At 42.3% G+C, this 20,396-nt stretch carries 16 protein-coding genes; 9 read left to right on the plus strand and 7 right to left on the minus strand.

Annotated elements, in window-relative coordinates:
* The first annotated feature begins 6 nt into the window (after positions 1-6).
* Together HQ43_RS01920 and HQ43_RS01925 are read left to right on the plus strand one after the other, a co-directional pair.
* A complete protein-coding gene (locus tag HQ43_RS01920) occupies positions 7-1,200 on the plus strand; it encodes a DNA recombination protein RmuC (protein ID WP_052103013.1) in 1,194 nt (397 codons plus the stop codon).
* Positions 1,175-2,407 (plus strand): THUMP-like domain-containing protein, encoded by a 1,233-nt coding sequence (locus HQ43_RS01925; RefSeq protein ID WP_036788920.1) that lies wholly within the window; start codon positions 1,175-1,177, stop codon positions 2,405-2,407. Before HQ43_RS01920 ends, HQ43_RS01925 begins: the two co-directional genes overlap by 26 nt.
* 938 nt (positions 2,408-3,345) lie before the next feature.
* On the opposite strand, the gene rimM is transcribed toward HQ43_RS01925, so the two are convergent.
* The 7 genes from rimM to HQ43_RS01960 all read right to left on the minus strand — a co-directional run bounded on the left by rimM (position 3,346) and on the right by HQ43_RS01960 (position 11,280).
* Entirely contained in the window at positions 3,346-3,900 is a 555-nt protein-coding gene (gene rimM / locus HQ43_RS01930; RefSeq protein ID WP_036788923.1) for a ribosome maturation factor RimM, read from the minus strand.
* A gap of 5 nt (positions 3,901-3,905) precedes the next feature.
* Positions 3,906-5,210 carry a UDP-N-acetylglucosamine 1-carboxyvinyltransferase gene (gene murA, locus HQ43_RS01935; protein WP_036788925.1) on the minus strand — a complete coding sequence of 435 codons (1,305 nt, stop codon included), beginning with the start codon at positions 5,208-5,210 and terminating at the stop codon, positions 3,906-3,908.
* Between the two features lie 72 nt (positions 5,211-5,282).
* Positions 5,283-5,900 carry a DUF4290 domain-containing protein gene (locus tag HQ43_RS01940; protein WP_052103014.1) on the minus strand — a complete coding sequence of 206 codons (618 nt, stop codon included), beginning with the start codon at positions 5,898-5,900 and terminating at the stop codon, positions 5,283-5,285.
* 6 nt (positions 5,901-5,906) lie between these two features.
* On the minus strand, positions 5,907-7,250 hold the full coding sequence (locus tag HQ43_RS01945; RefSeq protein ID WP_036788927.1) for a glucose-6-phosphate isomerase: 1,344 nt from the start codon (positions 7,248-7,250) through the stop codon (positions 5,907-5,909).
* 39 nt (positions 7,251-7,289) lie between these two features.
* Entirely contained in the window at positions 7,290-8,351 is a 1,062-nt protein-coding gene (locus HQ43_RS01950; RefSeq protein WP_081964515.1) for an NAD(P)H-dependent glycerol-3-phosphate dehydrogenase, read from the minus strand.
* Between the two features lie 53 nt (positions 8,352-8,404).
* Positions 8,405-9,928, minus strand: coding sequence for a lysine--tRNA ligase (gene lysS / locus HQ43_RS01955; protein WP_036788929.1), 1,524 nt, complete (start codon positions 9,926-9,928; stop codon positions 8,405-8,407).
* A 269-nt stretch (positions 9,929-10,197) separates the two neighbouring features.
* Positions 10,198-11,280, minus strand: coding sequence for a hypothetical protein (locus tag HQ43_RS01960; RefSeq protein ID WP_036788931.1), 1,083 nt, complete (start codon positions 11,278-11,280; stop codon positions 10,198-10,200).
* Positions 11,281-11,426: 146 nt separating this feature from the next.
* Between HQ43_RS01960 and HQ43_RS01965 the strand changes: the two genes are divergently transcribed.
* The 7 genes from HQ43_RS01965 (at position 11,427) to sufB (ending at position 20,393) form a co-directional block, all read left to right on the plus strand.
* On the plus strand, positions 11,427-12,020 hold the full coding sequence (locus HQ43_RS01965) for a nitroreductase family protein (protein WP_036788933.1): 594 nt from the start codon (positions 11,427-11,429) through the stop codon (positions 12,018-12,020).
* Positions 12,021-12,023: 3 nt separating this feature from the next.
* A complete protein-coding gene (locus HQ43_RS01970) occupies positions 12,024-12,926 on the plus strand; it encodes a diaminopimelate dehydrogenase (RefSeq protein ID WP_036788935.1) in 903 nt (300 codons plus the stop codon).
* A gap of 472 nt (positions 12,927-13,398) precedes the next feature.
* On the plus strand, positions 13,399-13,872 hold the full coding sequence (gene rimP / locus HQ43_RS01975) for a ribosome assembly cofactor RimP (RefSeq protein ID WP_036788937.1): 474 nt from the start codon (positions 13,399-13,401) through the stop codon (positions 13,870-13,872).
* Positions 13,873-13,919: 47 nt separating this feature from the next.
* Positions 13,920-15,251, plus strand: a complete 1,332-nt coding sequence (nusA, locus tag HQ43_RS01980) for a transcription termination factor NusA (protein WP_036788939.1) — start codon at positions 13,920-13,922, stop codon at positions 15,249-15,251.
* A 101-nt stretch (positions 15,252-15,352) separates the two neighbouring features.
* Positions 15,353-18,358, plus strand: a complete 3,006-nt coding sequence (gene infB / locus HQ43_RS01985) for a translation initiation factor IF-2 (RefSeq protein WP_036788941.1) — start codon at positions 15,353-15,355, stop codon at positions 18,356-18,358.
* 41 nt (positions 18,359-18,399) lie between these two features.
* A complete protein-coding gene (locus tag HQ43_RS01990; protein WP_036788943.1) occupies positions 18,400-18,876 on the plus strand; it encodes a CvpA family protein in 477 nt (158 codons plus the stop codon).
* 59 nt (positions 18,877-18,935) lie between these two features.
* Positions 18,936-20,393 (plus strand): Fe-S cluster assembly protein SufB, encoded by a 1,458-nt coding sequence (gene sufB, locus HQ43_RS01995; protein WP_036788945.1) that lies wholly within the window; start codon positions 18,936-18,938, stop codon positions 20,391-20,393.
* The last annotated feature ends 3 nt before the right edge of the window (positions 20,394-20,396 follow it).

Consider the following 20,396-nt stretch of genomic DNA (forward strand, 5'->3'; position numbering starts at 1 on the left):
CCCCTTATGGATATCTTTATTTTTCTTACTATTCTCTTCGCCATTGCGGTTGTTGTTTTGCTTTACTTTTTATCTGCCTTAAAGACGGAAAACAGATTTTTGAAGCAGACTTGTGAGCAGGAGAAGCAGCGACAATCAGATTTGAAACAGGAAGTAGAAAAAGGTTTTGCTTCCGTAGCTCGTGAGATATTGGATGAGAAGGCGCAATCTTTGGAAAAAGGGAACAGAATTACCGTACAGGAGATTCTTTCTCCTCTGAGTAAAGACATTCAGCAGTTCAGACAGCAAGTGGAGAATGTCTATATCAACGAAGCAAAAGAGAGACATCTGCTTAAAGGTGTTATAGAGAATCTCATGGAGCAGAATAAAAGCATCTCAAAGGAGGCCAATAATCTGACTCAAGCACTTCGAGGTAAAAACAAAGTACAGGGAGACTGGGGAGAAATGATCTTGGAGCGCGTCTTGGAAGACTCCGGTCTTATCCGCGGAAGAGAATATGATCTGCAACACACCATAGTAGAAGGCTCCGGCGTAGTAAGAAATGAAGAGACAGCAAGAGCCATGCGCCCTGATGCCATCGTTCATTATCCTCAGGAGCGCGATGTCATAATAGACTCTAAAGTATCGTTGTCTGCCTATTATGACTTCTTCTCTGCGGAGTCGGAAGATGAAAGAAAAGAAGCAATGAAGCGTCATCTGACATCTGTAAAGAGTCATATCAGGGAGTTGAGTGTTAAAGATTACTCGCGTTATCACTCGACATCGTTGGAGTTTGTCGTTTTGTTCTTCCCGAACGAAGGTGCATTCAATCTTGCATTGCAGTTGGACCCGAACCTTTGGATGGATGCTTACAATAAAAAAGTGGTTCTTATGGGGCCTCTCAACCTCATCGCGATGCTTCGCTCTTTACTGGATTTATGGAAGAAAGAGTATCAGATCCATAACATACAAGACATTGTTTCGGAGGCAAACAAGCTTTATGATAAGTTTGTTTCGTATGCAGAGAAGTTCAGTCGGGTAGGCTCGCAGATAGAATCCTTGCAGAAGACTTATGACGAAGCATATAATCAGCTCACCGCCGGGCGGGGAAATATTGTGAGCCGATTAGAGAAAATGCGTGCGCTTGGGCTTTCTCCGAGTAAATCTCTTCCATCCAATATGCAAAATCTTGACAATGGAAGTGCCGGCGAAGATTCTTAATCTGATCGAACAATACAAGTCCGAGAATGCTTATGAACTGAGCATGCGTCTGAAGGATTTTACTCCTGAAGAGCGGATGCAGATCTCAACAGGAGTCCTTTCCAAGCAGAAGATCCGACACAAGCTCCCTCTCTGGTACGAGAACCGGGACGTTTATATCTCCGATCCGACCATTGCCGAGCAAGCCTCATCCCATATCACCGCGACAGAGAAGTGCAGATGGATATCTTCCTACGACATTATCATTGATCTGACCGGAGGCTTAGGAGCCGACACCATCGCCTTTTCTGCCAAAGCGAAACAGCTTATTTACGTGGAGCCTTCTTCCGATAGGGCAGATGCTTTCAGGCGCAATGCCGAAGTTTTGAGACAGAAGGTGGAGGTGTACAATGCAACGGCGGAAGATTTCATTCGCAACACTTTTCCGAGCATAGACATAGAGCAGAAGAAGATACTCCTTTACGCGGATCCCGACAGACGCCCCGATGGCGGCGGTAGGAGAGAGCAGGATCCGCGCAACTGTGTGCCGGACATCATCGAAACAGAATCTCATCTTCGCTCCCACCATCCTTCTGCGGACTTGTTGGTAAAACTCTCGCCGATAGCAGACATATCACTGCTGAACCGGCTGTTCTCTTCCGCGCCCTCCGTCATTCATGCTTTGGCTTTGGATGGGGAGCTTAAAGAGGTCTGTCTGCTTTTCGACAGAGCCGCCTCCGAAGATTCGTTCCTCACCGCCACTCACATTTCCCACGGCATTTCGGAGAGCACCACTAAGCCCAACAAGAGATATCCCGACCTTCCGATCTTGCAAGACTTGGACTCGTTCCGATACCTCTACATCCCGAATCCTGCCCTTAGTAAGATCGGGCTGGGCGGTACTCCATGGGCGGATCGGCTGTTCAAGATCGCACCCTCCACCCATCTCTACTTCTCCAAAGAGCCGATGCCGTTTCCCGGAAGAGTGTACGAGATTCTCTGCGAGCACTCTTGGAACAAACGAACGATAGCCTCTTTTTCCGGAAAATCTTATGGATTGATCGCCAAAAATTTCGATCTGAAAGCCGAAGAGCTGCGCAAGAAGCTCAAGATCCGGGAGGGCGATCACAGTTATCTCTTTGCATTCAGAGACTCCGACTCCAAGCGCCGCCTCTTGGAAGCTCAAAAGATTGTCATCAAAGAAGGCTCCAACAAAGAGAGCCGATAAATCACCTCTCTCCTCTTTCATAATTACCATTTCATGGATTGATAATTACCATTTCATGGATTGATAATTACCATTTCATGGATTGATAATTACCATTTCATGGATTGATAATTACCGTTTCGTGGATTAGTAATTACCGTTTCGTGGATTAGTAATTACCATTTCACGGATTAGTAATTACCATTTCACGGATTAGTAATTACCATTTTTAGAAAGGAAACTAACCTCATTCTGGAAAGCACTAAAGGTTTCGGAGAAAAGCACTAAAAGTTTTGTGGAAAAGCACTAAAGGTTTCGGAGGAAAGCACTAAAGGTTTCGGAGAAAAGCACTAAAGGTTTTGTGGAAAAGCACTAAAGGTTTCGGAGAAAAGCACTAAAGGTTTCGGAGAAAAGCACTAAAGGTTTCGGAGGAAAGCACTAAAGGTTTCGGGGAAAAGCACTAAAGGTTTCGGGGAAAAGCACTAAAGGTTTTTGGGAAAAGCACTAAAGGTTTTGGAGGAAAGCACTAAAGGTTTTGTGGAAAAGCACTAAAGGTTTCGGGGAAAAGCACTAAAGGTTTTGGAGGAAAGCACTAAAGGTTTCGGGGAAAAGTACCTAATCTTTTCAGAAAAAGTACCTAATCTTTTCGGAAAAAGTACCTAATCTTTTCGGAAAAAGTACCTAATCTTTTCGGAAAAAGTACCTAATCTTTTCGGAAAAAGTACCTAATTTTTTTGGAGAAAGTACCTAATCTTTTCGGGAAAGCGTTAAAGGTTTTGGAATATTGATAATTATCTTTTTGAGGAATGCTGATTTCTGCTTGCCCTTATGCAGCCCCGGATCGGAAAGAAAGTGGCAAAAAGAGGACCGACTTCCTGATATAGAAGTCAGTCCTTAAACCGTTCCCTTAAAAAACTTTATCGGATGCCGAGGATTGTTATCTCTTAAAGATCAAATCATTATGATATGAGTCCGTCAGGAAGAGTCATCGTGATTTCCCTCGTATTCACATCTATGTTTGTGATCCATTCCTCAACGATCGGGATGTAAAATATGTTCTCTTTTTCAGCCGTATCGGTGGCAGATCTTACTTCAAAGAGCGGATTTTCGGCAATCATCATTATGCCTGCTATCTCTCCGATGTGATCGCCCGAAGCGGAGTCGATGACTGAGAAGCCGACCAGCTCGTCCTCCATGAGCTTTTCGTCCTCTCCCGTCCGGTTCAAGTGGTGCTCCCACTCTTCCCGGTCTATGTAAAAAGAGAGCCCGACGAGCTTTTCTGCCTCCTCCATCGAGGATACGAAACCGACGGAGAGGATGTATTTCCCCTTATTGCCCCTGCTTTGAACGAACGGATAGGGGATCATGCAACCATCTTTTTGAACGAAGATAAACGAGGGCTCTATATCTACGAAGCTGTCCGAAAGAAGCTGCAAAGAAAGCTCGCCTTGTGTCCCGTGGGGCTGAACGCAAGTACCGATCTGCTTGTAATTTTTGGGGAGAAGACTTTGCATGGGTTCTATATCCGTTGTATGTTTGCTCCGATCGAGTTGAGTCTTTCTTCAATGTTCTGATAGCCTCTGTCTATCTGGTTGATGTTGTCTATCCTGCTCACTCCGTTAGCAGACATCGCCGCGATGAGCATCGCAATACCTGCACGAATGTCCGGAGATACCATGTTCGTTGCACGTAGCTTGTTGCTTTCTGCCAACCCTATGACTGTGGCTCTGTGCGGATCGCACAGGATAATCTGCGCTCCCATGTCTATGAGCTTGTCCACGAAGAAGAGACGGCTCTCAAACATCTTTTGATGGATGAGCACACTGCCTCTTGCCTGTGTGGCAACAACCAGAAAAACACTCAAAAGGTCCGGAGTGAGTCCCGGCCATGGAGCATCTGCAATAGTCATAATGGAGCCGTCCATGAAGCTTTCTATCTCATAAATCTCTTGAGACGGGATGTAGAGATCGTCGCCTTTCTCTTCTATCTTTATTCCCAGTCGCCTGAATTGGTTCGGAATAATCCCCAGCTCCCGTATCGCTGTATCCTTTATCGTAATCTCAGAATGAGTCATGGCTGCCATACCGATAAAGCTGCCAACCTCGATCATATCCGGAAGCATTCGGTGAGAGGTGCCATTGAGAGAGTCTACACCATGTATCGTCAGAAGATTGCTTCCTATTCCCTCTATCTTTGCTCCCATTCTTACAAGCATCTTGCATAGCTGCTGCAGATAGGGTTCGCATGCCGCATTGTAGATTGTAGTAGTTCCTTCTGCCATGACAGAAGCCATGACAATATTGGCTGTACCTGTTACGGACGCTTCATCCAAAAGCATGTATGTTCCGCGAAGACGTTCCGCATGAATGCTGAAAAGATCTTTCTCTTGATTAAACTCAAAATCCGCACCGAGCTTGATAAATCCCTCAAAATGTGTGTCCAATCTTCGTCTTCCGATCTTATCTCCTCCGGGTTTGGCTATAACGGCTCTTCCGAAGCGGGCAAGTAACGGACCCAATATAAGAACAGACCCGCGAAGGGTTGAAGTCTTTTCCAGAAACTCTTTCGAGTAAGCAAATTCCAAGTTTATATCTTCCGCTACGAAGCTATATGTATCAGTACCGAGCTTCCGAACATTTACGCCAAGATCTATGAGAAGAGCTATCAGATTCTTGACATCCACGATGTCCGGAATATTTTCTATGATGACTTCTTCTTTCGTAAGAAGTGTGGCAGCTATTATCTGCAATGCTTCATTTTTTGCACCCTGAGGGATGATTTCTCCGCGGAGCCAGTGTCCGCCTTCAATGATAAACGAGGACATACAATTCTAAGATTTTAAGGTTAAAGGTCCATTACCATAATTCTCGGATATTTTGAACGCAACTCAAAAACGCTACTTACGTTGTTGTTTGCTTTTTTTCTTCTGTTTGTGTTTGTCTGAAACAGGCATGGGACTTACATCAGGAAGCAGGCAGTCAAACTCATCCAAGTATATCTTACCATTGGACATCTCGTGCAGATCTTTGAAGATCTTTTCATTTTGCACCTCTCCCTTATTCCAAGTGACGTATGCCTTTTTCATCTGTATTGCTGTGATACACTCTCTCTGCTTGCGAAGATCAGGATCTTCTGTTGCCATGGATATCTGTATCATCTTTTCTATTCCATGTCCATAGTGGCGGTATCTCGGAAGATTGTAATGATAAGGGATCTTATCCGGATTAAATTTTGCTTCTTCTTCGCTTCGCACTTCCACAGGAAAGTCAATGTCTAATTTGAAATCAGACATTGCGTACAAGTGATCCCACAATACTTTGACATTCTCTATGTCGTCCGTTTTCACTCCGCTCTTTCTCGCCATGAGGGAAACAATGTACTCGGCACATTTTAGTCTTTCTATCCTGTTGGATAAGCCCATACAGATATCCAGCATATCTTGAATGGCTCTTCCATATTCCGGGATAGTCAACTTTTTAAGAGCTGTATTATAAGGGATATTAGGTCTGTTCATTTCTATTTATCTCTTCTTAAGTCTGTTTTGAATAGCAGCGGAAGCTTCTTCATAGCCCGGCTTATTCAACAGAGCAAACATATTATTTTTATACGCTTCCACTCCGGGCTGATCAAAAGGATTAACCCCAAGAAGATATCCGCTTATTCCAACCGCTCTTTCAAAGAAATAAAAGAGTTGTCCTAAAGAGAACTCATTCAAAGCCGGAAGCTCAATTCTTATGACAGGAACACCGCCATCCTTATGAGCCAAAATTGTACCCTCTTCCGCTTTCTTATTTACTTCATCTACACGTTTCCCGGCAATGTAGTTAAGTCCGTCGAGGTTCTCTTTATCTGTTGGGATTTTAACCTCATACTTCGGCGTTGCTGTACTTAGTACGGTCTCAAAGATTATTCTTTCACCTTCCTGTATCCACTGTCCCATGGAGTGAAGATCGGTGGTCAAGTCCACAGCTGCATTGAAGATCCCTTTGAGTTCTTTGCCCTCGCTTTCCCCAAAAAGCTGTTTCCACCACTCGCCAATAAAGTGCATTTTAGGGTGATAGTTTGCAAGGATTTCTATTTTCTTTCCGCTCTGATAGAGAGCATTTCTGACAGCAGCATACTGAATGGATATGTTTTCCTCCCCAATTACTTGAGCAGATGTCTGAAGCATCATCTCTTTAGCTCCGCGTACCAACTCCTTAATATCAAATCCTGCAACAGCTATTGGTAGCAATCCACAAGGAGTTAAGACAGAAAATCTACCACCAACATTGTCCGGAATAATAAAGCTTGTATATCCCTCTTCATCTGCAAGTTTACGAAGAGCGCCCTTGCTGCTATCTGTTATGGCAATAGTGTGCTTGGTGGCAAAATCCTTTCCTTCTTGTGCCTCAAGGAGTTCTTTCAGAAGACGAAAAGCAATGGCAGGTTCGGTTGTTGTACCACTCTTGGAAATATTGATTATTCCAAACTTATGTCCTTTAAGAAGCTCTATAAGTTCATATAAATAATCTTCCGAGATATGATTCCCGGCATAGAGAAGAGTCGCTCCTTTCTTAGTCTTAAAAGGGGCAAAACTATCTTGAAGGGCTTCTACAACTGCTTTTGCTCCGAGATATGAGCCTCCGATACCAATAGTTACAACGAACTCACAGTCTTTGCGAAGCAGATCTGCAACAGATTGTATATGGTTTAGGTCTTGTTCCGAAATATCCTTGGGTAGAGAAAGCCATCCCAGAAAGTCATTCCCTTTTCCGGTTCCATTTTCGAGAGACTCGTTGGCAGCCTGCGCCAAAGGAATCAGCTCTTTATATCTGTTCTCTATATCTGCACTATACAATGCTCCTGCTATCTCAATCTTCATCTTTTGTTATATATACGGTATAATAGTTGTTTGTCAATCTTAAATAAATTGCTTGGTAAGGTCTGCAATAGCTTCCTTGGGAGAGACTTTTTCGTAAAGGATCTTATATACAGCCTCCATTATAGGTAGGTTTGCTTTGAAACGTTTAGACACTTCATGCACACACTTCGCTCCATAGTAACCCTCCGCCACCATCTCCATCTCCAATTGGGCTTGTTTGACGGAGTAACCTTTCCCGATCATGGATCCGAATGTTCTGTTTCGACTAAAACGAGAATAGGCTGTAACCAAGAGGTCTCCAAGATATACAGAGTCTGCTATCTCTCTCTCTTCTTTTTGTACCATATCAACGAAGTCCTTCATCTCTCTAACAGCATTGGAAATCAATACGGCTTGAAAATTGTCCCCATACTTCATGCCGCTACATATTCCTGAAGCTATCGCATAGACATTCTTCAAAACGCTTGCATACTCAACGCCGACAACATCCGTATTTATTGAGCAACGAATATTTTTGCTCGCCACACAGTTCTTTAGTTGCTCAGCTTTCTGTTTGTCGCTACAAGCTATGGTTAGATACGAAAGCCTATCCATTGCCACCTCTTCGGCATGACAAGGTCCGCCTATTGCTCCAATGTAATCTACTGGAATCTTAAGATTGTCATGTAGATAGTCCGAAATAAGCACGTTATCTTCCGGAACAATGCCCTTGATGGCATTGAGAAAAAACTTCCCTTTTGTGTTGGCTTTTTTGATTTTACTCAAAAGATTTCGAACGTAGGGGGATGGTGTTATCAGGATAATTGTGTCAGAATTTTCTATCAACTCCTCAACATCCGTATAGAAGTTTATTCTATCAGTTTCAAAATTGACACTCGAGAGATAACCGGGGTTATGCCCCCCTTGAATAAACTGCTTTACAGTATCCTTAAATCTGAAATACCAATTTATCTCATCTGCATTTTGGAGCAATATTTTAGCCAAAGCCGTTGCCCAGCTTCCACTACCCAACAAGCCTATACGACCGGGAGACCAGGAAGAATCTTCAAGATTAGTAGCCTTAGCTACTCTATCATCTGCATCAGATAGGGCTTGTGCCATACAATATCTCTATATTTTGATACCCTTTCGGATATAGTCAATACTATTGTCGTTTAGATGTCCTTTCTCGGACGCATTTGTGGGAAGAACAGTACCTCTTGTATGCTCTCCTGTCCGGTGAGAAACATTACCAGACGATCCATTCCTATTCCCATTCCACTTGTCGGAGGCATTCCATATTCCAAGGCACGAACAAAATCTTTGTCTATAAACATCGCCTCGTCATCACCTTTTTGAGAAAGTTTGAGCTGATCTTCGAATCTTTCCAACTGGTCTATCGGATCGTTCAACTCACTGTAAGCATTCGCTATTTCTTTCCCATTGACCATCAGTTCAAATCGTTCCGTAACGCCGGGAATACTTCTGTGCTTCTTAGTAAGAGGAGACATCTCTATCGGGTAGTCTGTGATGAAAGTTGGTTGGATGTAGTGCTTTTCACACTTTTCACCAAAGATTTCATCAATCATTTTCCCTTTACCCATAGTGTTATCCACCTCTATGTGCATATCCTTACAAGCCTGACGGATTTCGTCTTCATTTTTGTTGTAAATGTCGAATCCCGTATGTTCTAATATGGCATCTCTCATGGAGATCCTTTTATAAGGAGCTTTGAAATCTATTTCAGTAGATCCGATAGTTGTTTTAGTTGTACCCAACACCTCCGTTGCTACATATTCAAGGAGCTGTTCGGTCATGTTCATCATCCAGTTGTAGTCCTTGTAAGCCACATAGATCTCCATAGCCGTAAACTCAGGGTTGTGTGTACGGTCCATACCCTCATTTCGGAAATTACGAGAGAATTCATATACTCCGTCAAAGCCACCAACGATAAGTCTTTTCAGATACAGCTCGTTTGCTATACGAAGATAGAGTGGAATATCGAGAGTATTATGGTGGGTGATGAATGGTCTTGCCGCGGCTCCTCCCGGTATTGGTTGGAGTACAGGAGTATCTACTTCCAGCCAACCACGAGCATTGAAGAAGTCTCGCATAGCATTGAATATCTTTGTCCGCTTGATAAAGATCTCTTTCACGCCGGCATTAACCACAAGATCCACATAACGCTGACGGTAACGCTGTTCCGGATCACTGAAGCTATCGAATACTTGATCGTCTTTTGTCTTCACCACAGGAAGTGGACGTAGGCTCTTGGAAAGCAGTTTCAACTCTTGCACATGAATGGATATTTCTCCCATTTTTGTGCGAAAAACATAGCCATAAACCCCAATGAAGTCTCCAATATCCAATAGCTTTTTGAATAGCGTATTGTACAACTCTTTGTCTTCTCCCGGACAGATGTCGTCTCTTGTGATATAAAGTTGGATTCGACCTGTAGAATCTTGAAGTTCACAGAAAGCTGCCTTCCCCATAATTCTACGTCCCATAACGCGTCCGGCAACGTATACCATACGTTTCGGTGCATCTTCCGGTTCGTCTTTGAAAGAACTTTTTATCTCTTCAGCATAGGCATTTACGGGGAATTCTTCTGCCGGATAGGGGTCTATACCCAAGTCTATGATTTGTTGAAGACTTTCTCTCCGGATTCTTTCCTGTTCTTTTAGGTCTTTTATCTCCATATGTCTGTTACGTTTTTATATTTCTACTCTTGTATTTTGGGGATCATCATCCAAAAGGAAAGAGTCAACCAATTGGTATGATACGAAAATAAAGAAGAGAACGAAGCAGATAACCATTTCAAGGTATCTGTCCGTCTCCATGTTTTCCATACTCTGAGTACAAAGATAGACAATAATACTCAAACCTTACCGGTGTTATTTACCTTAAAAACGAAATGGGGGTGTTAAGATGGTAAGAATCATAAAAACTCTCATGGAGTTTGCATGAGTTATTCATGGTACACAATCTCATAGAGAAGCATATACTGAGCTTCAAGTCGTCCGGTAGTTTCATTGACATGATACGTTATGGTCTTCTGTGGGTTGCCATATTTATCATGTTCTGTAACAGATTTCGTTGTCATCTTGTTGTCTTTGTAGTTTATGGTAATAGTATTGCCATTGTCTTCGTGGGTGATAACGGTTTTCTCACCTGCACTTGTTTCGGTTGTCTCTTCTATCAGTTTGCCTTTCTTGTAGGTATAAGTGTAAGTTGTTATATGCTTCTTGCCTTTCTCTTCTTTGACCTCTTCTACAAGATTTCCTTTGTTGTCAAATTTTCTGCTGACTCGGATCTTTTCCGGAGATCTGTCCAACTTACTTAGAAATAGTTCTTCAATCTCCTCTGTTACTCTGCCTTTGCTGTCGTATTTATAGCTTTTTTTGCTGTCTGGTTCCGTTTTGCTCTTTTTTACAAAAGTGATTTCTTCCAGCACTCTATTCTGTTCATCATAGGTATAAGCATACTTTTGATAGTTTGGATTACTATCGGGAGTCTCATGACAATGCTTCTCTATAAGATTGTTTTTATCGTCATAGAGATAAGTTTCTTTCTTATAGACAGACTCCTCAAAGGTAGGTTCTTCATCACTTTCCGCATCGAAATCGTCATTTATTTTCTGTTCAACGCATAGCTCTTCCATCAATAGTCCTGTCTTTGGATCATACTTGTAGGTTCCTGTATATTTGATCTCCCCAGAAAGAAGATGAGTATAGCCTGTCTTTTTGCCACTCTCATCATATTGATATCTGTATTCATTTCTTGGAAGATCATTGCTGCTCCTGAGTCCTTTAGCCATGAGCTGTCCTTTTTGATCAAATTCACTGAATTCATAATCAGACTGAGAGACCCATACAGAATCACTGTTGATGTAAAATAAAGTGCTTTTCACGAATTTTACATTCCCGTAATATCCTGTTTTTTCATAATTCGGATCTACTGTTTTCTCTTCGCCATTGTCTGAACAACCTCCCCAAATGGCAGGAGATAAAAGGAAAAGCAGGGTCAGAAAAAAATCTTTGTGATGCTTCATAAATGTTGATAGTTTAAGTGGTAGATTGTGGTTCTATGTTTGTGTCGGATTCGTGTGATTCCTCACATGTGACAAATTTACATTTTTATTGATTATAGAAAAGGATAAGGTATAAAAAAGAATATCCTTTTTGTACCTTTGTCCTCATGGAAGACTTAAAAGAACTATTCCGCCGAAACAGATCTTACAGACGTTTCGACGAATCGGAGAAGATTGATGAAGCAGAGATTTCAAAATGGATTGAGTCTGCTCGATTCTGTGCATCGGGGAGAAATCTTCAGCCGATCAAGTATGTCATCGTAACGGATGCAGAGCTTTGTAATGCACTTACCGCAACAGTGAAATGGGCAGGCTATCTCCCGGAATGGGACGGACCCGAAGCGGGAGAGAGGCCTACGGCTTATATTGCTCAGCTATTGGATACCACTCTGACCTCTACGGTACGGTTGGACGATGGTTTGCAGCTATCTGCCATAACGCTCTCTGTCGTTGAAGCCGGTTATGGATGCTGTATATTTCAAAGCTACAATGCTGCCACCATCACCGAGATGCTTGGCTTGCCCGAAGAGTTGAAGCTGATATCCGTAGTGGCGGTAGGCAAACCCATAGAAGAGGTTATAATAAAAGATATAGAACCGGGCGAGTGCATCAAATATTACAGAGACGAAAAGAGAAGGCACATAGTGCCTAAAAGAAAGCTTTCGGAGCTGATATACAAGGCACCGGATAAGAAATATTGAAAGATGAAGAGCGAAAAGATTGGAGTAGCAATAGTAGGCTATGGCAATATCGGGCGTTATGCGTTGGAAGCTATAAAGGCTTCTCCGGATTGTGAACTGCGAGGGGTGGTAAGACGCAACCCGAATGATGTCCCGGAAGAGCTACGCTCTTATAGTGTCGTTGCTTCTTTGGAGCAGCTTTCAAACGTAGATGTCGCTCTGCTTGCTTCGCCTACACGCTTGGTAGAACAGGCTGCCAGAAAAGCATTGGAGCTGGGTATATCTACCGTAGACAGCTTTGACATCCATGGGGAGATCGTTTCTCTCAGACGCTCTTTAGACGAAGTGGCAAAAAAAACAGGGCGTGTAGCCATCACTGCAGCAGGCTGGGATCCGGGGAGCGATAGCGTTGTGCGTATTCTCATGCAGGCAATGGTGCCTCAAGGAATCACTTATACCAACTTTGGTCCCGGTATGAGTATGGGGCACTCTGTTGCTGCAAAATCTATACCCGGAGTAAAAGACGCTCTTTCCATGACTATTCCTCTCGGCACATCTGTACATCGGAGAATAGTCTATGTCGAGTTGGAAGAAGGGTATGATCCTGATCAGGTCTCTGCTTCTATAAAGTCTGACCCTTACTTTGTCCATGATGAAACTCATGTTATAGCCGTAAAGTGTGTGGCTGATCTTAAAGATGTCGGGCATGGAGTGGTAATGAGCCGTAAGGGTGTCAGCGGTTGCACGCACAACCAAATGCTGGATTTCTCCATGCGGATCAATAATCCGGCTCTCACTTCACAGATACTGGTGGCATGTGCAAGAGCAGCTACAAGACTTTCTCCCGGCTGTTACACTCTTCCGGAGATTGCTCCGATTGATTTGCTGCCGGGGGATAGAGAGGAGTGGATATCCAAACTGGTTTAAGAGGATACTCTTTTCCGCTCTTTCAGAACAAAATCAAACGTTAAAACTATAAGCGAAATTCCTGATTTTGCTATCTGTTATAATTTAAGAATGAACGTGTTCAAAATTTTCATTGTTCACGTTCATTTTTTATGTTTAATACGATAAAAAATAGCATTCAAGGCTTGCTTTGTCTCTTTCATGCCTTGCTTTGCTCCATTCATGGTTTGATTTGTAAAAGTCAAGACTCGGTTTATCAAAAAGTTAGGCTTCAGGGGAGTTTTTTAATGCATTGAACTCTTTTTGTAAACAGGTTCAGAGAGAATTTATATTCGCTTTTTGAATATTTATTATAAGTATAAGCCGATAATATGGATAATTATGCTTATATTTGCAAGCGGAATGGAAGGAGGGGGCGTATGCCTTCTCCTTCGTTTTTGTTGAAAATAATATTTCGGAGAAAATAGCTCTGATCTAAATGTAATGCTGAAACATGATAGATAAGCAAGACGTTGTCGCACTGGCAGAACGCTTTATAGAGGAGAGCGGGAAAGAGTACTTCCTTGTGGAGGTGTCTGTTCATCCCGGTAATGCAATCTCCATAGAATTTGACCACATGGATGGTGTCTCCATAGATGAATGCGTTGCACTAAGCAAGTACGTAGAGAAAGGGCTGGATCGTGAAGTGGAAGACTTCGAGCTCGAAGTGGGTTCTCCGGTGCTTACAGACCCGCTTCGTCATCCATTGCAGTACCGTAAGTTTTTCGGAGAGACGGTGGAAGTGTTGTTGAAGAACGGACAGAAGAAAAAGGGTACTCTTGTCTCTTTTGACGGACAGACCGTTACGGTAGAGGTAACAGAGATGCTGAAAAAGGAGGGAGACAAGCGAAAGAAAGCTTATAAAGAGGAGATGAAGTTCTCTCTCGATGAGATAAAATGGACGAAATATATTGTTCCGTTCAAGTAACAAGAAGAGAAATAAAAAACATATACACACAATAGCAGGCAAGAAGTATGGCTAAGAAAAAAGAGACGATGAGCATGATAGACTCTTTCTCGGAGTTTAAGAGTCTGAAAAATATCGACCGTGAAACTTTGGTGAAGGTTTTGGAAGAGTCGTTTCGTAACGTTATAGCTAAGATGTTTGGCTCTGATAGTAACTTTGACGTTATTATCAACCCGGAGAAGGGAGACTTGGAAATTTGGAGAAACAGGGAGGTTGTCGAAGACGGTCAAGCTACCAATGCCATGACCCAAGTAGAATTATCCGAAGCGTTGGAGCTGGATCCGGATACAGAGTTGGGCGAAGAGCTTACAGATCAAGTTTACTTTGAAGACTTTGGACGCCGTGCCATATTGAATCTTCGCCAGACATTAACTTCAAAGATATTGGAGCTTCAGAAAGATGCTCTCTATGGTGATTATATCAAGAGAGTGGGTCAGATCATCACTGCTGAGGTGTATCAAGTGTGGAAGAAAGAGGTGCTGCTGTTGGACTACGATGGTAACGAGCTTATTCTTCCCAAGCAATATCTTATTCCCAGAGATCGTATCAAAAAGGGAGATAGTGTAAGAGCTATTATAGAGAGGGTTGAAAACAACAATAATAACCCTAAGATTATACTTTCCAGAACATCCAACGATTTCCTAAAAGCTCTTTTTGAACTGGAAGTGCCCGAAATCGCCGATGAGCTTATCACCATTCGTCGTGTAGCCAGAATACCGGGAGAGAGAGCGAAGATCGCCGTGGAGTCTTTTGATGACAGAATAGACCCCGTGGGTGCTTGCGTTGGTGTCAAAGGAAGCCGTATTCATGGCATTGTGAGAGAGCTTCAGAATGAAAGTATAGACGTGATACAATATACTTCCAATCTTGGACTGTTTATACAACGTGCCTTAAGTCCGGCAAAGATAGCCTCCTATCATGTTAATGAGGAGAATGGTCATATAGAGGTTTATTTGAAACAAGATCAAATCTCTTTGGCAATAGGTAGAGGTGGAGCAAACATAAAGCTTGCTTCTCAACTTTTAGGACACGAAATAGATATCTTCAGGGATGATGCCGACAGCATTGATGAGGAAGATATTTACCTTGAAGAGTTTGATGACGAAATAGAACCATGGGTGATAGATCTTCTTAAGAGTGTCGGATGCGATACTGCAAAGTCTGTCCTTAACAAGAGTAGGGAAGAACTTATCCGTGTAACAGATCTTGAAGAAGATACAATAGACTTCGTGTTGGAAGTGCTTCGATCGGAATTTGAGCAAGATACTGTACAGCCATCAACAGAAGAAGATAAGCGCGAAGCTGAGGATCAAACTTCTAATGAGAGTAAAGACCTATAAGCTTATTTAGCTTACAAGATGTTTCGGATTTCTTTTCTGTAAAACATCTGTGAGGATATGATGGGGATGTATTTAATGAAATAAAAGAGAGTATCAGAGATATGCCAAGTATAAAGATCATAAATATTAGTCGAGACATAAAGGTCGGAGTTAACACGGTAGTTGAATTCCTGCAAAAGAAAGGTGTTGTGGAAGATTTCGGTCCCAATACACGTGTCTCTCCGGAGGATGGAGTGGCTTGTGTAAAAGAGCTGGGAAAATCTCTTTCACAAGAAGAAAAAGACGATCTGATAAGAAAGTACACATCCCCAAAAGCAAATAGAGGTGAAGGTGCAACTACTTCCGCAGAGCTGAAGAAGGAGCATAAGGTTGTTCCCTCTAAGGAGTCATTCCCAAAGAAAGAAGAGGTAATAAAAGCTTCTGTCCCGGAAGATCTTAAGCCTAAGATCGTTTCTAAGGGTTCGATAGACTTGTCTGACGGACATCCTTCAAAAGGAAATTCACAAAAGGAAGCGGAAAGCAAACTTGTTGTGGATAAGGTTGAACCCCAAAAGAATAAGGAAGAGCAAGCCCCCGTGGTAGAGAAAAAACAGGAAGTACAAGCTACTCAGGTTACGGTTAAGGAGAATCCGCAACCTGAGAAGATAGCTCCGGAGAAGAAGACTGAAGATAAGAAGGTAGTTTCTGAAAAGCCGCAAAAGGTGGAAGAGAAAAGACCGGTGGATACCCCAAATAAGAAAGAGGTCTCTGAAAAACCTTCTGTCGAGAAGAAAGAAAAGCCTAACCAAGAGGTGGCACCAACGTCTTCATCGGCTGTAAGTACAGAAAAGAAAGAGGAGACATCTGTCTCTTCCACTACGGAGTCTCAAATGCCGGGAGTGAAGATCTTAGGAAAGATAGACCTTTCTACAATAGAAGGATACTCAAGTGCCGGACAGAGAAAAAAGAAGAAAGGTAAGGACGGGGCGGAAGCCGATGCCAATGTAGAGAAGAAAAAACGCAAAAGAATCGGCAAACAGAAAGTAGATATAACTTCTCCTGAGAATCAGTCGAAAGAGACAAAGGGCAATCAGAAGAAAAATGCTTCTGCCAATAATGGTGGTCAAAATCAGAAAGGACGAACAGACCAGGCATCTTCCAATAATAACGGTAAACTTGGTCGGAAAGCCAAGCGTGCAGCCGTAGTAGCCAAAGCAGAAGTTTCTCAAGAAGAGATACAAAAGCAGATCAAAGAGACACTGCAACAAATGCAGAATCAAAAGAGAAAAGGTGCTACTGCTGCTAAGTATAGAAAAGATAAAAGAGAAGCTCATCGCCGTGAAGCGGATGAGATGGAAAGAGAAAATGCAGAAAGCAAAGTCTTACGCTTGACGGAGTATGTTACTCCCAACGATCTTTCTTCGATGATAGAGGTTCCGGTGAATGAGATTATCATGCTCTGCTTTAATATCGGAATTATTGTTTCCATCAATCAACGATTAGAGAAAGAAACAATAGACCTCGTGCTCGAAGAGTATGGATATACTCCGGAGTATGTCGAAGCAGAGGTAATAGATGCTATCTCCTCGGATGAAGAGGAGAGAGAAGAGGACTTGGTTCCGAGAGCTCCTATTGTAACCGTTATGGGGCACGTGGATCATGGTAAAACATCCTTGCTCGATAATATCAGGAAGACTAACGTTATAGCCGGAGAAGCCGGTGGTATCACTCAACACGTAGGTGCATACAGTGTAAAGCTAAGCGATGGAAGAAGAATTACCTTCTTAGATACTCCGGGACACGAGGCTTTTACTGCAATGCGTGCACGGGGAGCCAAGGTTACGGATATTGTGATAATTGTGGTTGCTGCCGATGACGGTGTCATGCCTCAGACCATAGAAGCCATAAATCACGCATCTATGGCGGGTGTTCCTATTATTTTTGCAATAAATAAAATAGATAAGCCTTCTGCAAATCCGGATAAAATAAAAGAGGAACTTGCAAATCTAAACTACCTTGTAGAGGATTGGGGAGGAAAGTATCAATCTCAAAATATTTCGGCGAAAGGAAATATCGGGATAGATGAACTCCTGGAAAAAGTCCTTTTGGAGGCAGAACTTTTAGATCTCAAGGCAAATCCGAACAAGAGAGCTGCCGGCTCTGTTATCGAATCTACATTGGAACATGGTCGCGGTTATACTACAAAGGTTCTTGTGCAAGAGGGAACTTTGAGAGTGGGAGACTATATCCTTTCCGGTATGCACTACGGTAGGGTAAAAGCTTTGTTCAATGAACGTGGACAAAATGTCGATAACGTAGGTCCTTCTACTCCTGTAAAAGTTTTAGGACTTAATGGAGCTGCTCAGGCGGGAGACGCTCTAAACGTTATGCCATCAGAGCATGAGGCACGAGAGATTGCGGCTAAACGTACGCAGCTTCAGAGAGAACAGAGAGAAAGAATGCATAAAGTTCCGACTCTGCAAGATTTGGGAACAAGAATCAAAGAAGGAAACGTTCAAGAGCTTAACGTTATTGTTAAGGGAGATGTTGACGGTTCTGTTGAGGCTCTTTCCGGATCTATTGAAAAGCTTTCTACGGATACCATCCGCATCAGAGTAATCCATAAGGCTGTCGGACAAATTTCGGATTCTGATGTGATGTTAGCCGCAACTTCGGAAGGTCTTATCATTGGTTTCCAAGTACGTCCTTCGGCTTCAGCCAAACGCTTAGCGGAGAGTGAAGGAGTAGAGATACGTACTTACTCTGTTATCTATAATGCACTGGATGACGTGAAAGCAGCTATGGAAGGTATGCTTGAACCTGAATATGAAGAGAATGTAACAGCCAATTTGGAAGTAAGAGAAACATTCCGCATAAGCAAGGTGGGTACTATTGCAGGCTGTATAGTCAAGGATGGTAAGATAAACAGACATAATAAGGTGCGTCTGATACGAGATGGAATCGTACTATATTCCGGAGAGCTTGCATCTCTTAAGAGATTTAAGGATGATGTGAAAGAGGTCGGATATGGATATGAATGCGGTCTGAATCTTGAAGGCTATAATGATCTTCTTGTAGGCGATATCATAGAAGCCTATGAGGTTGTAGAGGTAAAGAAAAAACTCTAATAGCTTTCCTTGAACAAGATTAAGTATAGCGCTTTGTGGATATGCAAGGTATAGACATAGCTTTACTAATAATTCTAATTATTGCTTTTATAAAAGGCTTGCGGGATGGTTTCATCCTGCAAGCTTTCTCAGTTTTAGGGTTATTGGCTGCTATGATTTTAGGTATAAGTTTAGCACCGGTGTTGATAAACTTTATTCCTATAAAGCCGGAGGGAGGAGCTTTTATAGCTATGTGGATTGTTGCTTGGATAGTAACATCCTCTATTGTTCTGTTTCTTTTCTCAATGCTTAGTAAGATTTTATCTTCTACCGTAAACTCAACTCCTTTGGGATTTATAAACAAATTCTTGGGTGGCCTGTTTTCTATTGTCGCTACAGGTTTGATACTCTCATTTCTTATTGGATTGTATGAAATGGGGAGGTCAAAATTCGGTTTCCCCGATCTCTATAATCCCGAACAAAAGACATTATTATATGATCTTATACGTGAGTTTTCAGTCTTTAGACTTACCTCATAACATCATCAACACATACCATAAATAAAAACACCAAAAACTTTATTACACTTTTAGACTTCATGGAAGAAATACAAGACTCAGATAAAATTATTTCCGATGTAACCTCTTCGGAATATAAGTATGGTTTTGTTACAGATATAGAGACAGAGACTATTCCTAAAGGACTCAATGAGGATATTATCCGTCTGATATCAAAGAAAAAGAACGAACCGGATTGGTTGCTCGAATATCGCCTAAAAGCTTACGAGGCATGGACGAAGATGGAGATGCCTACATGGGCTCATTTGAATGTTCCAACGATAGACTACCAAGATATTATTTATTACGCAGCACCTAAGACAAAGAATCCTAACCTTACGGAAGATGGTGAAATTTTACCGGAATTAGTGGAAGCTTTCGATAAGTTAGGTATTCCATTGCATGAAAGAGAAGCTCTTACAGGAATGGCAGTAGACGCCGTTATGGATAGCGTTTCCGTAAAAACTACCTTTAAGGAAACTTTAGCAGAGAAGGGGATTATATTCTGCTCGTTTTCAGAAGCTGTTCAGGAGTATCCGGATCTTGTAAAAAAATATATGGGCAAGGTTGTAGGATTTAGAGATAACTTCTTTGCGGCTCTTAACTCCGCTGTTTTCAGTGATGGCTCATTTGTTTATATCCCGAAAGGAGTCAGATGTCCGATGGAGCTAAGTACTTATTTCCGTATAAATTCTGTCAATACAGGACAGTTTGAAAGAACACTTATCGTTGCGGATGAAGACTCTTATGTCTCTTATTTGGAGGGATGTACAGCTCCTATAAGAGATACCAACCAGCTTCATGCCGCAATTGTAGAAATCATAGCCGAAGATAGAGCAGAGGTTAAATACTCTACTGTTCAAAACTGGTATCCGGGAGATAAAAACGGAAAAGGTGGAATATACAACTTTGTAACGAAAAGAGGAATTTGCAGAGGGTTCAGATCCAAAATTTCATGGACACAGGTCGAGACCGGCTCTGCTATAACATGGAAGTACCCAAGCTGTATCCTTAAAGGAGACGAATCTGTGGGAGAGTTTTACTCTGTTGCGGTTACCAATAATTACCAGATGGCAGATACCGGAACTAAAATGATTCACTTGGGCAAGAATACCAAAAGCCGTATTGTTTCCAAAGGAATTTCTGCCGGATATAGCCAAAACAGTTACAGAGGACTTGTAAAAGTGGCTCCGGATGCGGATAACTCAAGAAATTATTCCCAATGCGACAGTTTGCTGCTTGGTGATAAATGTGGCGCTCATACGTATCCATACGCAGATATTCAGAGTGATACAGCCATCATAGAGCATGAAGCAACTACCTCTAAGATTAGTGAAGATCAGATTTTTTACTGCAATCAAAGAGGGATCAACACTGAAGAGGCTGTAGCTTTGATCGTTAATGGCTATGCCAAGGAGGTGATGAACAAACTACCGATGGAGTTTGCTGTTGAAGCTCAAAAGTTGTTGTCCATCTCTTTGGAAGGGTCTGTCGGATGATAC

Source organism: Porphyromonas canoris, assembly GCF_000769115.1.
GTDB classification, from domain to species: Bacteria; Bacteroidota; Bacteroidia; order Bacteroidales; family Porphyromonadaceae; genus Porphyromonas_A; species Porphyromonas_A canoris.

Coding starts and splice junctions, on each gene's coding strand:
- lysS (WP_036788929.1), bottom strand. CDS start 9,928: ATGGAGATAAAAGACCTAAAAGAACAGGAAAGAATCCGGAGAGAAAGT.
- HQ43_RS01950 (WP_081964515.1), bottom strand. CDS start 8,351: ATGGCACAAGCCCTATCTGATGCAGATGATAGAGTAGCTAAGGCTACT.
- HQ43_RS01965 (WP_036788933.1), top strand. CDS start 11,427: ATGGAAGACTTAAAAGAACTATTCCGCCGAAACAGATCTTACAGACGT.
- nusA (WP_036788939.1), top strand. CDS start 13,920: ATGGCTAAGAAAAAAGAGACGATGAGCATGATAGACTCTTTCTCGGAG.
- infB (WP_036788941.1), top strand. CDS start 15,353: ATGCCAAGTATAAAGATCATAAATATTAGTCGAGACATAAAGGTCGGA.
- rimP (WP_036788937.1), top strand. CDS start 13,399: ATGATAGATAAGCAAGACGTTGTCGCACTGGCAGAACGCTTTATAGAG.
- HQ43_RS01990 (WP_036788943.1), top strand. CDS start 18,400: ATGCAAGGTATAGACATAGCTTTACTAATAATTCTAATTATTGCTTTT.
- sufB (WP_036788945.1), top strand. CDS start 18,936: ATGGAAGAAATACAAGACTCAGATAAAATTATTTCCGATGTAACCTCT.
- rimM (WP_036788923.1), bottom strand. CDS start 3,900: ATGCAAAGTCTTCTCCCCAAAAATTACAAGCAGATCGGTACTTGCGTT.
- HQ43_RS01945 (WP_036788927.1), bottom strand. CDS start 7,250: ATGAAGATTGAGATAGCAGGAGCATTGTATAGTGCAGATATAGAGAAC.
- HQ43_RS01920 (WP_052103013.1), top strand. CDS start 7: ATGGATATCTTTATTTTTCTTACTATTCTCTTCGCCATTGCGGTTGTT.
- murA (WP_036788925.1), bottom strand. CDS start 5,210: ATGTCCTCGTTTATCATTGAAGGCGGACACTGGCTCCGCGGAGAAATC.
- HQ43_RS01925 (WP_036788920.1), top strand. CDS start 1,175: ATGGAAGTGCCGGCGAAGATTCTTAATCTGATCGAACAATACAAGTCC.
- HQ43_RS01940 (WP_052103014.1), bottom strand. CDS start 5,900: ATGAACAGACCTAATATCCCTTATAATACAGCTCTTAAAAAGTTGACT.
- HQ43_RS01970 (WP_036788935.1), top strand. CDS start 12,024: ATGAAGAGCGAAAAGATTGGAGTAGCAATAGTAGGCTATGGCAATATC.
- HQ43_RS01960 (WP_036788931.1), bottom strand. CDS start 11,280: ATGAAGCATCACAAAGATTTTTTTCTGACCCTGCTTTTCCTTTTATCT.